This window comes from Sulfuricystis thermophila (assembly GCF_004323595.1).
Lineage (GTDB): Bacteria > Pseudomonadota > Gammaproteobacteria > Burkholderiales > Rhodocyclaceae > Sulfuricystis > Sulfuricystis thermophila.
This window is the reverse complement of record NZ_AP019373.1, coordinates 937,775-952,756: the sequence shown is the minus strand read 5'-3', so window position 1 is coordinate 952,756 and position 14,982 is coordinate 937,775. Positions and strand designations below refer to the sequence as shown.

Here is a 14,982-nt window from a genome sequence, read left to right as displayed (position 1 = left end):
GGAAGCCCCATGAACGACGACCCCCACCCACTTTCCCCTGCCGAACTCGAACTCATCGACGCCTGGTGGCGCGCCGCGAATTACCTTTCGGTCGGGCAGATTTATCTCCTCGACAATCCGCTCCTCGATATGCCGCTCGAGCGCGCGCACATCAAGCCGCGTCTATTGGGCCACTGGGGTACGACGCCGGGACTCAACTTCCTCTATGCGCATCTGAACCGCGTCATCCGCCGTGACGACCTGTCGATGATCTTCATCGCTGGCCCCGGCCACGGTGGACCGGCAGTGGTCGCCAATACCTGGCTCGAAGGCACGTACAGCGAGCTCTACCCCGACGTGTCGCAAGACCGCGAGGGCATGCGCCGGCTGTTCCGGCAGTTTTCCTTCCCCGGGGGTATTCCCAGCCACGCCGCGCCGGAGACACCCGGTTCGATCAACGAAGGCGGCGAGCTGGGCTTTTCGCTGCTGCACGCCTACGGCGCGGTGCTCGACAACCCAGACCTCATCGCCGCCTGCGTGGTGGGCGACGGCGAGGCGGAAACCGGCCCGCTCGCCACCTCCTGGCACAGCAACAAGTTCATCAACCCCGCGCGCGACGGCGCGGTGCTGCCGATCCTGCATCTGAACGGCTATAAGATCGCCAACCCGACGTTGCTCGCGCGCATCCCGCAGTCCGAGCTGGAAAGCCTCTTGACCGGCTATGGCCACAAGCCCTACTTCGTCGTCGGCGACGAACCCAAGGCGATGCACCAGGCCATGGCGGCCGCGCTCGACGCCGCGCTCACCGACATCCGCGAGATCCAGCGACAGGCTCGTGAGGGCGTCTTGCGCACACGCCCACGCTGGCCGATGATCGTGCTCGCGAGCCCCAAGGGCTGGACCGGCCCGAAGGAAGTAGACGGCCTGAAGGTCGAGGGCTACTGGCGCTCGCACCAAGTGCCGATCAGCGACATGGACCGCCCCGAGCACGTACGGCTCTTGGAGGCTTGGATGCAATCCTACCGGCCGCGCGAACTCTTCGATGCCGGTGGACGCCTCATGCCGCAGATCGCCGCCTTGGCGCCCAAAGGGGCGCGGCGCATGGGGGCCAACCCGCACGCCAACGGCGGCGTACTGCTGCACGACCTGCGGCTGCCGGATTTCGCGGACTACGCAGTGGCGGTGACGGCGCCGGGCACGCCGATCGCCGAATCGACCCGCGTGATGGGCGCCTACCTGCGCGACGTGATGCGCCGGAACCCGCACAATTTCCGCGTGTTCGGTCCGGACGAGACGGCCTCTAACCGGCTCGGCGCGTTGTTCGAGGTCACCGATCGCACCTGGATGGCCGAGCACTACGACTTCGACGATCATCTCGCCCCCGACGGCCGGGTAATGGAGATCCTTTCCGAACACGCCTGCCAGGGCTGGCTCGAAGGGTATCTGCTGACCGGCCGCCACGGCTTCTTTTCCTGTTACGAAGCCTTCATCCACATCGTCGATTCGATGTTCAACCAGCATGCCAAGTGGCTCAAGGTGTGCCGCGAGATTCCCTGGCGCCGCCCCATCGCCTCGCTCAACATCCTGTTGACCTCACACGTCTGGCGTCAGGACCATAACGGCTTCTCGCACCAGGATCCGGGCTTCATCGACCACGTGGTCAACAAAAAAGCCGAGATCGTGCGCGTCTTCCTGCCGCCGGACGCCAACACGCTGCTGGCGGTCACCGACCAGTGCCTGAGGAGCCGCAATCTGGTCAACGTCATCGTTGCCGGCAAGCAGCCCGAGCAACAATGGCTCAGCATGGACGCTGCGATCAAGCATGTGAGCACCGGCATCGGCTTGTGGGAATGGGCCTGCAGCGATCAGGACGGGGAGCCGGACGTGGTGCTGGCGGCGGCGGGCGACGTGCCGACACTGGAGATGCTCGCCGCCATCGACATCCTTCGCAGCCTCGCACCGGACCTGAAAATCCGCTTCATCAACGTCGTCGACCTGATGACCCTGCAACCGCAGGAAGAACATCCACACGGCCTCTCCTGCCGCGCGTTCGACTCACTGTTCACCACCGACAAGCCGATCATCTTCGCCTACCACGGCTATCCCTGGCTGATCCACCGCTTGACCTACCGCCGCACCAACCACGCCAACCTGCACGTGCGCGGCTACAAGGAGGAAGGCACCACCACCACGCCCTTCGACATGGTGGTGCTAAACGACCTCGACCGCTTCCATCTGGTGACGGACGTGGCGGACCGCGTGCCGAAGTTACAGGCCCGGGCGGCGCACATCAAGCAGCGTATGCGCGACCGACTGGTCGAGCACAAACGCTACATCCACCGCCATGGTGAGGACATGCCGGACATCCGCGACTGGCACTGGCCCGCCTGACTTCACCGCCCGAGGAGCCGCCATGAATCCCAACAATCCCCTCCAGCAACTCAAGACGCTCGGCCAGCACATCTGGCTCGACAACCTCTCCCGCACCCACCTCGAGGAAGGTGTCCTCGAACGCCTGATCCGCGAAGACGGCATCGACGGTGTCACTTCCAACCCGGCGATCTTCGAGAAGGCCATCGCCACCAGTCCCTACTACCGAGCCGACCTCGAACGTCTGCGCGGCGAGGTGCGCTCGCCCGAGGCGCGTTACGAGGCTCTGGTCATCCCTGACGTGCGCACTGCCTGCGACCTCTTGGCGCCGATTCATGCGGCAAGCGCGGGAGAGACTGGATACGTCAGCCTCGAAGTCTCGCCGGCGCTCGCTCACGACGCCGCCGGCACCGTCGCCGCGGCGCGGCGCCTGCGCGACGCGGTGGCGCGTGACAACCTGCTCATCAAGGTGCCGGCGACGCCTGCGGGTCTCGTCGCCTTCGAGCAGCTTACGGCAGTAGGCGTGCCGGTCAACGTCACGTTGATCTTCTCGCTCGCGCAGCACGCGGCGGTGAGCGACGCCTACCTGCGTGGCGCGCAGGCATGGATCGCCAACGGCGGCGACGCCCGGCGCCTGCGCGCCGTGGCGAGCGTGTTCCTGAGCCGCGTCGACACCCTGATCGACCAACGCCTCGACGCCATCGGCACACCCGAAGCCGCCGCGCTCAAGGGCCAGAGCGGCGTAGCGCTCGCCAAGCGCTGCTACCGCCAGTATCTCGACCACTTCCACGGCCCGGCCTTCACCACACTGCGCGCCGCGGGCGTGCGACCGCAGACACCGCTGTGGGCAAGCACCGGTACCAAGAATCCGGCCTACAGCGACGTGCTCTACGTCGAACCGCTGATCGGCCCGGAGACCATCAACACCCTCCCGGACGCCACGCTTGCCGCCTTCCGCGACCATGGACGCGTCGCACCCACGCTCATCGAGGGCATGGAGGCGGCCGCCGCGCACATCGCCGCCCTCGCTGAGTTTGGCATCGACCTCGACGACGTCGGCGAAGCCCTGCAGACCCAAGGCGTGCGGCTGTTCGCCGAGGCCTACGACAAGCTCCTCGCCGCCGTGGCGTGACCAACATGAAACTCCCTCCCGGCGTCGTTACTCTTGGTCTCGTCTCGATGGCGATGGACCTCTCCTCCGAGATGATCCACAGCCTGCTGCCGGTATTCCTCGTGACCGTGCTGGGAGCTTCCGCGATGTCGGTCGGCGTGATCGAAGGCATCGCCGAAGCGACCGCGGCGATCTCGAAGATTTTCTCTGGCGTGATCTCCGACCGGCTGGGACGCAGGAAACCGCTGGTGCTCCTCGGCTATGGCATGGCGGCACTGACCAAACCGCTCTTTCCCCTCGCCACGGGAATCGCGGCGGTGCTCACGGCGCGCTTTCTCGACCGCATCGGCAAGGGTATCCGCGGCGCGCCGCGCGATGCGCTGATCGCCGATCTGACGCCCGAGGCGCAGCGCGGCGCGGCCTATGGCCTGCGCCAGGCGCTGGACACGGTCGGGGCCTTCGCCGGGCCACTCGCCGCGATGGGGTTGATGGCGGCAACTCACGACGATTTTCGGCTGGTGTTCTGGGTCGCCGTGCTGCCCGCCATCGTTTGCGTGCTGTTGATCCTCTTCGGCGTCGAGGAACCCGAAGCCACACGCCCACCTGCCCAAGCGCATTTGCCGATCGCGCGCGCCAGCCTCGCCCAATTGCCGTCCCGCTTCTGGTGGGTGGTGGCCTTTGCCGCGGTGCTCACACTCGCGCGCTTCTCCGAGGCCTTTCTGCTCTTGCGCGCCGAGAACGTGGGCCTCGCCGCGACCTGGGTACCGCTGATCCTGATCGTGATGAACGTCGTCTATGCGGCCAGCGCCTATCCCTTCGGCAAGTTTTCCGACAACGGCAGCCGCCGCAGCCTGCTGGTCTGGGGTGTCGCCTTCCTCATTACCGCCGACCTCGTCCTGGCCTGGGCCGCCAACGTCTGGACGGTTGGCCTCGGTGCCGCGATCTGGGGCCTGCACATGGGCGCGACGCAAGGACTGCTCTCCACTCTGGTCGCCGATGCCGCGCCGGCGAGCTTGCGCGGCACGGCCTTCGGCGTATTCAATCTGGTGAGCGGGATTGCGCTACTCGCCGCCAGCATCATCGCCGGCAGCTTATGGACCTGGGTCGGGCCGGCCGCGACCTTCTATGCCGGCGCGGCCTTCTCCTTGGTAGCGCTGGCCGGACTCATCGCCAGTGGGCGGGCGTGAGCGATCCGCTGACTGACACTTCGCTCATTCCCACTCGATCGTTCCCGGCGGCTTGCCGGTGATGTCATAGACGACGCGCGAGATGCCGCGGATTTCATTGACGATGCGGTTGGAGACACGCGCCAGCAGCTCATGCGGCAGTTCGGCCCAGCGCGCGGTCATGAAGTCGGTGGTTTCGACGGCGCGCAATGCAACGACATAGTCATAGACGCGGCCATCGCCCATCACACCGACGCTTTTGACCGGCAGGAACACCGCAAAGGCCTGGCTGACCTTCTCATACCACTCGGCGGCACGCAGTTCGTCGATGAAGATCGCATCGGCCTGGCGCAACAAATCGGCGTATTCCTTCTTCACCTCGCCGAGGATGCGCACGCCAAGGCCCGGCCCCGGGAACGGATGGCGATAGACCATCTCATGGGGCAGTCCCAGCGCTAGCCCAAGTTCGCGCACTTCGTCCTTGAACAGTTCCCGTAGAGGTTCGAGCAGCTTCAGATTCAGGGTTTCAGGCAAGCCGCCGACGTTGTGGTGGCTCTTGATGGTGTGAGCCTTCTTGGTCTTGCCGCCGGCGGACTCGATGACATCCGGGTAGATGGTGCCCTGCGCCAGCCACTTCGCATTCGGCAATCTCTTCGCTTCGGCCTGAAACACCTCGACGAATTCGCGGCCGATGATCTTGCGTTTTTGTTCGGGATCGGTCACCCCTTTGAGATGCCGCATGAACTGCTCGCTGGCATCGACATGGATCACCTTGACGCCGAGGTTGCGCGCAAAGGTCTGCATCACCTGCTCGGCTTCATTCAGACGCAATAGCCCGTTATCGACGAAGACGCAGGTGAGCTGCGCACCGATCGCCTTGTGCAAGAGCGCCGCGACTACCGAGGAATCGACCCCGCCGGAAAGGCCGAGGATCACTTCGTCCTGGCCGACTTGGGCGCGAATCCGTGCGATGGCCTCATCGACATAGCCCGGCATGTTCCAGTCGCCGCGGCAGCCACAGATGTCGCGCACGAAACGGGCGAGAATCTCGCGGCCTTTCAAGGTGTGCGTCACCTCGGGATGGAACTGCACGCCATAGAAGCGCCGTTCTTCATCGGCCATCGCCGCAATCGGCGTCGCCTCGTTGCTGCCGATCACCTTGAAGCCCGGCGGCAGTTCGGTCACCTTGTCGCCATGCGACATCCAGACTTCGAGCAGGCCATGACCTTCGGCATTGGTGCGGTCCTGGATGCCGTCGAACAACCTCGAGTGGCCGCGGGCACGAATTTCGGCATAGCCGAACTCGCGCTTGCCGGAGCTTTCGACTTTGCCGCCGAGCTGCTGAGCCATCGTTTGCATGCCGTAGCAAATGCCCAGCACCGGCACCCCGAGCTCGAAGACGATTTGCGGCGCACGCCAGTTTTCCGCTTCATAGACCGAATTCGGTCCGCCCGAGAGGATGATGCCGGCGGGTTGGAAGGCACGGATGAACTCTTCGCTGACGTCGAACGGATGCAGCTCGCAATACACCTGCTGCTCGCGCACGCGGCGGGCGATCAGCTGGGTGACCTGGGAACCGAAATCGAGGATGAGGATTTTCTGGTGGGACATGGTTTGACCTCGCAAACGAAAAGGGCGGCCTGGGCCGCCCTTGGAGCATTGAACAGGCTCATTCGACGTGGTAGTTGGGTGCTTCCTTGGTGATCTGCACGTCATGCACATGCGATTCGCGCACGCCGGCCGAGGTGATTTCGACGAATTCCGCGCACGCATGCATCTCGGCGATGGTCGCGCAGCCGAGATAGCCCATCGACGAGCGTAAGCCCCCCATCAGCTGGTGGATCACGGCGGTGACCGGCCCCTTGTAGGGCACGCGCCCTTCGATACCTTCGGGCACGAGCTTCTCGACGTTCGCTTCGTTTTCTTGGAAGTAGCGATCCGAAGAGCCCTTCTGCATCGCACCCAAGGACCCCATGCCGCGGTAGGACTTGTAGGAACGGCCCTGATAGAGCACCGTCTCACCCGGCGCTTCCTCGGTGCCGGCGAACAGGCCACCGAGCATCACCGCATGTGCGCCGGCGGCGATCGCCTTGGCGATGTCACCGGAATAGCGGATGCCGCCATCGGCGATCAGCGGGATGCCCGTGTTGGCCAGTGCCGTGGCGACGTTGTCGACCGCGGTGATCTGCGGCACGCCGACGCCGGCGACGATGCGCGTGGTGCAGATCGAACCAGGGCCGATGCCCACCTTGACCGCATCGGCGCCATGATCGGCGAGCGCCCGCGCAGCATCGCCGGTAGCGATGTTGCCGCCGATCACCTCGACCTGCGGATAGTGCTTCTTTACCCACTCGACGCGATTCAAGACGCCTTGCGAGTGGCCATGAGCGGTATCGACGACGATCACATCGACACCCGCCTCGACGAGCAGCGCGACGCGCTCCTCGGTGCCGGCCCCAACACCCACTGCGGCGCCGACGCGCAGCCGCCCATGCTCGTCCCGGGCGGCGTTGGGATAATCCGAGGCCTTCTGGATGTCCTTGACGGTCATTAGGCCGCGCAGTTCCCAGGCATCGTTGATCACCAGCACGCGTTCGAGGCGGTGTTTGTGCATCAACGCCTTGCCCTCTTCGAGGGTTGCGCCCTCCTTGACGGTGACGAGGCGCTCGCGCGGCGTCATGATGTGGCCGATGGGTTCGTCATACCGCGTTTCGAAACGCAGATCGCGGTTGGTGACGATGCCGACGACCTTGCCGTTTTCGACCACCGGCAGACCGGATATCTTGTGGATACGCGTGAGATCGAGCACCTCGCGCACGGTCATCGTCGGCGGAATGGTGATCGGATCCTTGAGGATGCCGGATTCGTAACGTTTGACCTTCGCCACTTCGGCGGCCTGGGTGGCCGGTTCGAGATTCTTGTGAATGATGCCAATGCCGCCTTCCTGGGCCAAGGCGATCGCCAGGCGCGACTCGGTCACGGTGTCCATCGCCGCCGAGACCAGCGGCAGGTTGAGGCGGATCTTGCGCGTGAGCTGGGTGGCGAGGGAGACGTCGCGGGGGAGGATCGCCGAATGGGCGGGAATCAGGAGAACGTCGTCGAAGGTCAGGGCCTTCTTGATGAGTCGCATGCTGTTATCCTTGTATCCAAAAAAGTATTATACGGGGGCAACCGGACCCCGGCAATTCCGGCGCAATCTGTCCAACAACCCATTCACCTCCGCGAGAAACCTCGATGCGTCCGATCCTTACCCAGCGCCAAGCCAGCCTCGCCCTGCTCTTGCTGTTGCCGTTTGCAGCCACGGCACAGGTCTATTCCTGGAAAGACGCCCAAGGAAAGATCCATTATGGTGACCGTCCGCCAGCGGAGCGCCAGACCCAGGTGCGCCAACTCCCCAAGGCACCGAGCGCCACCGAGGATGTCGAGGCGGCGCGCAAGGCGGCTGCCGAGCGGCAATTCAGCCAGCGCGAAAAGCAGGCCGGGGGAGACAGCAAACCAGCGCCGGAAGACCCTGCACAGGCAAAGATCCGGGAGGAAAACTGCCAGCGCGCGAAGAACACGCTGGCCGCGCTCGAATCCGGCCAGATGCGCTTCATGCTCAACGCCCAAGGGGAACGGGTCGCCTTGGACGGTCAATTGCGCGAGGAGGAACTCGCCCGCGCCCGCAAGTCTGTCGCCGATTGGTGTTCGCCGCCAAAGACGAATTGATGGGTCATTCCGCGTCGGCTTCCGCCGCGCCGCTACCTTTCTTCATCACCTTGCCTTCGGCGGCGCGCTGCTTTCTGACCTCCTTCGGATCGGCGATCAGCGGCCGGTAGATTTCCACCCGGTCGCGGTCGCGCAGTACCGTGTCCAGCTTGGAGAGCTTGCTGTAGATGCCGAACTTGCCTTTGGCCAGATCGATTTCCGGATATTTGGCGAGTAGCCCGGAAGCCTCGAGCGCCTGCTGCAACGTCGAGCCGGCCGGCAGGGTCAAGGGAACCACCTCTTGCCGGGTCGGCAGTGCATAGACCACTTCGATCTTGATCGTGTCAGCCATGGATTTGCTGGGCGCGTTTGACGAAAGAATCGACGAAGGTATTGACGATGTGGCCGAACACCGGCCCCAGCGCCTTCTCGAGCAGTTTGTTGGAAAACTCGTAGTTCAGGTGGAACTCCACCTTGCAACCCTGCTCCCCCAGTTTCGTGAAGCGCCAGCTGCCATCGAGGCGGCGGAACGGGCCTTCGCGGAACGCCAGTCGCATCAGATGCGGCGGCGTCTTGCTGTTTTCGGTGGCGAAGTGCGTGCGGATGCCGCGATAGTGGATGTGGATGCGCGCCGCGGTCTTGTCGTTCGTGCGTTCCAGCACCTCGACGCCGCCGCACCAGGGCAGGAACTGCGGGTAATCCTCGACATGATCGACGAGCGCGAACATCTGTTCGGGCGTGCGCATGATCAGAACGGATTTCTCGACGACGGCCATGATGGAGGGTGTTCTAGAATGCGAGGATTCTACCTCCGCAGCGCCAATACCCTTCGTTCATGAGCATCGTCGAGAACAAGAAAGCCTTCCACGATTACTTCATCGAGGAACGCATCGAGGCCGGCCTGGTGCTGGAAGGCTGGGAGGTGAAGGCGATCCGCGCCGGCCGCGTGCAGCTCAAGGAAGCCTACGTGATCATCAAGAACGGCGAAGTCTGGCTGCTCGGTTGCCACATCAGCCCGCTGTCCACGGCCTCGACCCACACCAAGCATGATCCGGTCAGGACGCGCAAGCTCCTGTTGCACGAACGCGAGATCGCCAAGCTGATCGGCAAGGTCGAACGCGCGGGCTATGCGCTGGTGCCGCTCGACCTGCATTTCAGCAAGGGCCGCATCAAGCTCACCATCGGGCTCGCCAAGGGCAAGAAGCAATACGACAAGCGCGAGAGCGAGAAACAGCGCGACTGGCAACGCGAGAAGGCGCGTCTGATGCGCGAGAAGTTGTGAGTCCAACCACCATCCTCTGGCTGATCAGTGGCAGCCTGATGCTGCAGCCGCTGTCGACCGACCTCTACCTCGCCTCGCTGCCGCATCTGGCCACCGACTTCGGCGTCACGCCGGCGGCGGTGCAGCAAACGCTATCGCTATTCGTGATCGGCTTCGGCGTCGCACAATTGATCAGCGGGCCGCTCTCCGACCGCTTCGGCCGCCGGCCGGTGCTGCTCGGGGGGCAGGGCCTCTATATCGCGGCCAGCATCGCCTGTGCCCTGGCGCCGACGCTATCGCTGCTCGTCGCGATGCGTTTCGTACAGGCGATCGGCTGTTGCACGGCAGTCGTCGTCGCCCGTGCGCTGGTGCGCGATGCCTACGCGCCTGCCGATGGTGCGCGTATGCTCGCCAAGGCGAGCTCCCTCCTGGCGCTCGCCCCGCTCATCGGCCCGGTATTGGGCAGCTACCTGCAAGTAGGCTTTGGCTGGCGCGCGGCATTCGTTTTCCACGCTCTCTTCTGCTTCGTCTTGCTGGGGACGACCTGGTGGCTGTTGCGTGAAACGAATGCGCTCCCCAATCCCCAGGCGACACGTATCGGCCCGTTGCTCTCGACCTACTGCCGTATCGCCAGCGCCGATTTTTTCTGGGCCTGGATGCTGCCGGGCGCACTCTCCTATGCGGCGATCTTCGTCTTCATCTCGGGTTCGTCGTTCGTGCTGATCGACGTCCTGGGCGTTCCAACCGAGTATTACGGCTACTGCTTCGCCTTCGGTGTCAGCGGCTATCTCGCCGGCACCATCGTCTGCCGCCGTCTGCTGGCGCGGCTGGGGCTGGCACGCACGCTGTCGGTCGGAGTTTCGTTGTCGCTGTTCTCGGGACTGCTGTTCGCGGCAGTGGCGCTCGCTGGCGTGCACCACTGGTGGGTGGTGCTGCTGTGCCAATTCCTGACGATGGGCGCGCATGGCATCAACTTCCCTTGCGCGCAATCGGGCGCGGTGGCGCCCTTCCCGCGCGAGGCCGGCGCGGCGGCCGGACTCTTGGGCTTTTTCACCATGCTCGCCGCACTACTCACCGGCACCTGGGTCGGCGTGAGCCACGATGGCACGATCAAACCGCTCGCGCTCACTTCGGCGACGCTGGGCGTCATGCTCTTCGCCAGCGCCTGGGCAATGCGGCGGCAGCGGCTGGCGAGCGCCTGATCAGCCTTTGCGGCCGAGCACGGCGCGGATCGTCTCCTGCAGGTCGCCAGGGATCAGGATCGTCTTGGCGTTGTCCGAACCGGCGAGCTTCGTCATCGCCATGATGTATTTTTCGCCGAGCATGTAACGCATCGGCCCTTCGTTCTCGCCGATCGCCTGGGAGACACGCTTGATCGCCTCGGCGGAAGCTTCGGCCAGCGTCACCTGCGCCTCGGCGTCGCGGCGCGCCGATTCGAGACGCGCCTCGGCCTGCAGGATCATCGACTGCTTTTCGCCCTCGGATTTCGTCACCATCGCTTTCCGCTCGCGCTCGGCGGCGGCCTGCATCTCCATCGCCTTCTGCATCGAGGGACTGGGCTTGATGTCCTGGATCTCGACGGATTTGACCGTCAGGCCCCAGTCGATCGCCTCGTCGGCGATGCTCTCCCTGAGGCGCGCCTTGATCTTGTCGCGGTTGGAGAGCGCCTCGTCGAGGTTCATCTCACCGATGATCGAGCGCAACGTGGTCATGATCATGTTGCGGATCGCCTCGGCGAAATCGGTGACGCCATACACTGCCTTGATCGGATCGGTGACCTTGATGAAGGCGATCGCATTGGTGACGATCACCGCATTGTCGCGCGTGATCACCTCCTGCTCCTGCACGTCGAGGATGATGTCCTTGGTGACGAGCTTGTAGCGCACCTGATCCAGATAGGGGATGATGATGTTCAGCCCCGGATGCAAGGTGCCGTGATACTTGCCGAGCCGCTCGACGATCCACTCCTCGCCCTGCGGCACGATACGGATGCCCTTGGCGAGCGTGATGCCGGCGAAAACCAGCAGCGCGACGACGAAAATCATCATGTCCATCTCACATCCTCCCGACTTTCAGCAAACTGCCCTCGACGGCGACGACACGCACACGCTCGCCGCTCTTGATTTCCTCGTCGGCGATGCAAGTCCACAGATCGTCGCCGAGGATCGGTTTCTGGAAGCGCACCTTGCCCTTGCGGAACGGCGCGACATCATGCACCAGCACGCCCACCTCGCCGATGACACCCGCGTCGGCCATGCCGATCCGCGTTTTGTGCATATTGGGCTTGAACACCTTGAACCAGGCCGCCACCAGCACCAGCGAGACGATCAGCCACAGCCCGAGCTGTGCGGTGAGTGTCAGATCGGACAGCGCCACGGCCAGCGCGACGACGAGCGCCCCCGCACCGAACCAGATCAATACGAACGAGGGCACGACCAATTCCGCGACGATCAGGACGATGCCGCCGACCGCCCAATGCCACCAAAGGAGTTCCATCACGCGCCTCCCTTCGCAGACTGGGCGATGACGACCCGGTTGCGCCCGGCCGCTTTCGCCGCATAGAGGGCTTCGTCGGCGGCCTTGACCAGCGCATCGATGCTGTCACACGCGACCGCTTGTTTCTCGGCGACGCCGACGGAAATCGTCAGCGTCGTTTCTCCCTGCGGCAAAGGAAGGGAACTCTGCGAGATGGCAAGACGCAGCCGCTCGGCCAGACGCATGGCCGCATCCTGACCAGTGTCGACAGCGATCACCAGAAACTCTTCGCCGCCGAAACGACAGACGATATCGCCAACACGCCCCGTCTCACGCAAGCGCCGCCCCACCTCGACGAGCACCGCATCCCCGGCGTCATGGCCGAAACGATCGTTGATGGTCTTGAAATGATCGAGATCGATCAGCAACAGCGACAGTAGCGCATCGCTGCGCTCGGCGGCTGCGCATTCCTGCGTGAGCCGCTGCATCGCATAGCGACGGTTCGGCAAGCCGGTCAGGGAATCGGTCAGCGCGGCTTCCTCGGCGCGGCGCAATGCTTCGGTGAGCGCCAGATTGCGCTCGACGAGCTCCTGCCGCAGCTTGATCGTGCGTACGCCCGCCTGCATGCGCGCCAGCAGCACCCGCGCATCGAGCGGCTTGACCACATAGTCGTCGGCGCCACGGGCAAAAGCTTCGACGAGCTTGTCGACGGCATCGAGCACCGTGACCACGATGATATAGACGTAACGACCTTCCTCGCTGGCGCGCAGCTCCTGGATCAGTTCCAGCCCGCTTTTGCCCGGCATCAGGATATCGGTGACGACGATCTCGGGCAACCAGCCGCGCGCGAGTGTCACGCCTTCCTCGCCATCTCCCGCCTCGCGCACCGTGAAACCCGCCTTGGCCAGCACGGCGGACACCAGCCGGCGTGTCGCGGCATCGTCATCGACCACCAGCACACGCAGACTCTCCGCTTTCACGGCCGGCAAGGCGACGAGGTGGGAGAACGGCACCAGCGCATGCGTCTCGATGGCCAGGAATTCGCCCCATTCCCGCCAAGCGGCGAGCGTGCTGTCGGCCAGCGTGAGCCAATCGTGCAAACCGAGCTGGTCGGCGCGCAATCGCAGCGCCAATACCGCGTCACGACGCTTTTCGTCTTCGAGCAAGAAGGTGTCCGCCAGTCGATGGGCGAGCGAGAGCGCTGCCGTCAGCCGGGCCAGGCGGCCATCCGCTGCAGGCTCGCCAGACTCAGGCAGGGCATGTCCTGCGATGGCTTCGGCGAACAGTTTCGGCAAACCCCAATCCAGTGCAAGTGCAGCGGCAAGCTCGGCGTGATCGAAACCAAAGCGTTCGCGCTCCATTTCCGCCAGGCGCGCGGCATCGGCTCCTTGCCCCAGCGCATCGAGGATTTCGTCATAGACCTCAGGCATCAGCGCTGCCAAGGCGAGACGGCCGATGTCCGCGATCAGTCCGAGCGTGAACATCTCCGCTGCCGGCGCCACGCGCAGTTGGGCACCGATGCTTTGCGCCGCGCAGGCCTCGGCCAGCGCGCGCGACCAGAAAGCGCCATACGAAAAGAGTCGGCTGGCGCCAGAACGTTGGCCATCGATCAGCGAAAAAACCAACATGAGATTGCGCACTGCAGGCAGACCGAGCAGCATCAAGACATCGGGCGTGACTGCCGCTGCCGGCCGTGGACGCGCATAAGCCGCCGAATTGGCGAGTTTCAACAAGCGACCGATGAGCGCCGGATCGGTTTGAATCAGACGGCAGACTTCCGGCAGGGTCACATCCTCCCGCTTGAGTAGCTCGACCAACTGCAATGCGGAGCGCGACGGACTCGGCAAGCGGCCGCTGGCCTTCAGTTCGGCGAATTTGAGCGGGTCGATCAAAGTGTCGTCTCCTGATAACGGGCATGAATCGCCAGCGCATCATCCCAGGCGGCCAGGAAAGCGGTGACACAAGCGGGGTCGAAATGCCTGCCCGTCTGTTCTTCGAGGAAGGCGCGCGCCTTGTCGAGCGGCCAAGCGCGCTTGTAGGGACGCTCGGAAGTCAGCGCATCGAAGACATCGGCCACGGCGACGATGCGACCATGGAGCGGGATCGCCTCGCCAGCGAGCCCCCGCGGATACCCCGTGCCATCGTATTTTTCATGGTGCGTCCAGGCGATCTGCGCCGCCGCCTGAATGAGCGGCGAAGGCGAATCACGCAGAATCTCGTAGCCGATCTCGGCATGGCGTTTCATGATCAAAAACTCGGCATCATCCAGCCGGCCCGGTTTGAGCAGGATCGCATCGGGAATGCCGACCTTGCCGATGTCGTGCATGGGGCTCGCTTCGAGGAGCAGCTCCTGTTCGGCCGATGAAAGCCCCAGGCGGGAGGCGATGAGCCGCGAATAGTTGGACATGCGTAATAGATGCGCGCCGGTTTCCGGATCGCGGTATTCGGCCGCGCGGGATAAGCGCAGGATAGCCTCTTTTTCGCGTGCGAGGATGTCGGCGGTCGCCTTGGCCACTTCTTCGGCCAGCCAGGCGGCGCGGTCGGCCAGTTTTTTTTGTGCGTCGATCAGCGCCAGCTGATTCCTGATGCGCGAAGTGAGCTCGGCGCGGTCGATCGGCTTGTTGAGGAAATCGCGCGCGCCCAGCTCGAGCGCCTGGTAACGCACCTCGCGCTCGAGATCGGCGGTGATCATGATCACCGGCGTCTCCTGCCGCCCTGGCAGCGTCTTCAAGCGACGCATGAATTCGAGGCCATCGATGACCGGCATCATGTAGTCGAGCAGGATCAGCGTCGGCTGGTTTTCGCGGCACCACTCGAGCGCCAAGGCCGGATCATCGAGGGCGAGGGTCTCGACCTCCGGAATCTTCGCCAACAGCGCCTCCAGCAGCGCGAGATTGGTGGCGTTGTCATCGACGGCGAGAATCAGGGCCATG

Annotated in this window: 14 protein-coding genes; 6 read left to right on the top strand and 8 right to left on the bottom strand. The window is 64.2% G+C overall.

The genetic code is table 11. The annotated features are described in order from the left end of the window. Positions 1–9: 9 nt before the first annotated feature. Genes M52SOB_RS04860 through M52SOB_RS04850 form a run of 3 tightly spaced genes read left to right on the top strand, consistent with a single transcriptional unit; the run spans position 10 to position 4,647 of the window. Positions 10–2,370: a phosphoketolase family protein gene (locus tag M52SOB_RS04860; protein ID WP_131110829.1), complete on the top strand. Its 2,361-nt coding sequence runs from the start codon at positions 10–12 to the stop codon at positions 2,368–2,370. Positions 2,371–2,392: 22 nt separating this feature from the next. Next, positions 2,393–3,481, top strand: coding sequence for a transaldolase (gene tal / locus M52SOB_RS04855; protein ID WP_131110828.1), 1,089 nt, complete (start codon positions 2,393–2,395; stop codon positions 3,479–3,481). A gap of 5 nt (positions 3,482–3,486) precedes the next feature. Next, complete coding sequence (locus M52SOB_RS04850) at positions 3,487–4,647, top strand: MFS transporter (protein WP_131110827.1); 1,161 nt, start codon at positions 3,487–3,489, stop codon at positions 4,645–4,647. Between the two features lie 24 nt (positions 4,648–4,671). Here M52SOB_RS04850 and guaA read toward each other — a convergent pair whose 3' ends face one another. Beyond that, on the bottom strand, positions 4,672–6,237 hold the full coding sequence (gene guaA / locus M52SOB_RS04845) for a glutamine-hydrolyzing GMP synthase (RefSeq protein ID WP_131110826.1): 1,566 nt from the start codon (positions 6,235–6,237) through the stop codon (positions 4,672–4,674). A gap of 58 nt (positions 6,238–6,295) precedes the next feature. Then, complete coding sequence (guaB, locus tag M52SOB_RS04840; RefSeq protein WP_131110825.1) at positions 6,296–7,756, bottom strand: IMP dehydrogenase; 1,461 nt, start codon at positions 7,754–7,756, stop codon at positions 6,296–6,298. 104 nt (positions 7,757–7,860) lie between these two features. Between guaB and M52SOB_RS04835 the strand changes: the two genes are divergently transcribed. Further along, on the top strand, positions 7,861–8,334 hold the full coding sequence (locus tag M52SOB_RS04835; protein WP_131110824.1) for a DUF4124 domain-containing protein: 474 nt from the start codon (positions 7,861–7,863) through the stop codon (positions 8,332–8,334). Positions 8,335–8,338: 4 nt separating this feature from the next. On the opposite strand, the gene M52SOB_RS04830 is transcribed toward M52SOB_RS04835, so the two are convergent. Continuing rightward, on the bottom strand, positions 8,339–8,665 hold the full coding sequence (locus tag M52SOB_RS04830; RefSeq protein ID WP_131110823.1) for an RnfH family protein: 327 nt from the start codon (positions 8,663–8,665) through the stop codon (positions 8,339–8,341). Continuing rightward, positions 8,658–9,089 carry a type II toxin-antitoxin system RatA family toxin gene (locus M52SOB_RS04825; RefSeq protein ID WP_131110822.1) on the bottom strand — a complete coding sequence of 144 codons (432 nt, stop codon included), beginning with the start codon at positions 9,087–9,089 and terminating at the stop codon, positions 8,658–8,660. Before M52SOB_RS04825 ends, M52SOB_RS04830 begins: the two co-directional genes overlap by 8 nt. A gap of 59 nt (positions 9,090–9,148) precedes the next feature. Between M52SOB_RS04825 and smpB the strand changes: the two genes are divergently transcribed. Together smpB and M52SOB_RS04815 are read left to right on the top strand one after the other, a co-directional pair. Further along, entirely contained in the window at positions 9,149–9,595 is a 447-nt protein-coding gene (gene smpB, locus M52SOB_RS04820) for an SsrA-binding protein SmpB (protein WP_131110821.1), read from the top strand. Beyond that, positions 9,592–10,776: a multidrug effflux MFS transporter gene (locus tag M52SOB_RS04815; RefSeq protein WP_131110820.1), complete on the top strand. Its 1,185-nt coding sequence runs from the start codon at positions 9,592–9,594 to the stop codon at positions 10,774–10,776. The genes smpB and M52SOB_RS04815 overlap by 4 nt, the downstream gene beginning before the upstream one ends. Here the strand turns inward: M52SOB_RS04815 and M52SOB_RS04810 are convergent, their stop codons facing one another. The 4 genes from M52SOB_RS04810 to M52SOB_RS04795 are packed head-to-tail and all read right to left on the bottom strand — an operon-like array spanning position 10,777 to position 14,981. Then, on the bottom strand, positions 10,777–11,622 hold the full coding sequence (locus tag M52SOB_RS04810; protein ID WP_431306347.1) for an SPFH domain-containing protein: 846 nt from the start codon (positions 11,620–11,622) through the stop codon (positions 10,777–10,779). A 7-nt stretch (positions 11,623–11,629) separates the two neighbouring features. Next, positions 11,630–12,070 (bottom strand): NfeD family protein, encoded by a 441-nt coding sequence (locus M52SOB_RS04805; protein WP_131110818.1) that lies wholly within the window; start codon positions 12,068–12,070, stop codon positions 11,630–11,632. Then, positions 12,070–13,941, bottom strand: coding sequence for a diguanylate cyclase (locus tag M52SOB_RS04800; protein ID WP_131110817.1), 1,872 nt, complete (start codon positions 13,939–13,941; stop codon positions 12,070–12,072). The genes M52SOB_RS04805 and M52SOB_RS04800 overlap by 1 nt, the downstream gene beginning before the upstream one ends. Then, a complete protein-coding gene (locus tag M52SOB_RS04795; RefSeq protein ID WP_131110816.1) occupies positions 13,938–14,981 on the bottom strand; it encodes an HD-GYP domain-containing protein in 1,044 nt (347 codons plus the stop codon). Before M52SOB_RS04795 ends, M52SOB_RS04800 begins: the two co-directional genes overlap by 4 nt. Position 14,982 lies beyond the last annotated feature (1 nt).

What these genes read in the sequence shown, in the direction of transcription:
- M52SOB_RS04860 (WP_131110829.1), top strand. Translation starts at nt 10, where the DNA reads ATGAACGACGACCCCCACCCACTTTCCCCTGCCGAACTCGAACTCATC.
- tal (WP_131110828.1), top strand. Translation starts at nt 2,393, where the DNA reads ATGAATCCCAACAATCCCCTCCAGCAACTCAAGACGCTCGGCCAGCAC.
- M52SOB_RS04850 (WP_131110827.1), top strand. Translation starts at nt 3,487, where the DNA reads ATGAAACTCCCTCCCGGCGTCGTTACTCTTGGTCTCGTCTCGATGGCG.
- guaA (WP_131110826.1), bottom strand. Translation starts at nt 6,237, where the DNA reads ATGTCCCACCAGAAAATCCTCATCCTCGATTTCGGTTCCCAGGTCACC.
- guaB (WP_131110825.1), bottom strand. Translation starts at nt 7,756, where the DNA reads ATGCGACTCATCAAGAAGGCCCTGACCTTCGACGACGTTCTCCTGATT.
- M52SOB_RS04835 (WP_131110824.1), top strand. Translation starts at nt 7,861, where the DNA reads ATGCGTCCGATCCTTACCCAGCGCCAAGCCAGCCTCGCCCTGCTCTTG.
- M52SOB_RS04830 (WP_131110823.1), bottom strand. Translation starts at nt 8,665, where the DNA reads ATGGCTGACACGATCAAGATCGAAGTGGTCTATGCACTGCCGACCCGG.
- M52SOB_RS04825 (WP_131110822.1), bottom strand. Translation starts at nt 9,089, where the DNA reads ATGGCCGTCGTCGAGAAATCCGTTCTGATCATGCGCACGCCCGAACAG.
- smpB (WP_131110821.1), top strand. Translation starts at nt 9,149, where the DNA reads ATGAGCATCGTCGAGAACAAGAAAGCCTTCCACGATTACTTCATCGAG.
- M52SOB_RS04810 (WP_431306347.1), bottom strand. Translation starts at nt 11,622, where the DNA reads ATGATGATTTTCGTCGTCGCGCTGCTGGTTTTCGCCGGCATCACGCTC.
- M52SOB_RS04805 (WP_131110818.1), bottom strand. Translation starts at nt 12,070, where the DNA reads ATGGAACTCCTTTGGTGGCATTGGGCGGTCGGCGGCATCGTCCTGATC.
- M52SOB_RS04795 (WP_131110816.1), bottom strand. Translation starts at nt 14,981, where the DNA reads ATGGCCCTGATTCTCGCCGTCGATGACAACGCCACCAATCTCGCGCTG.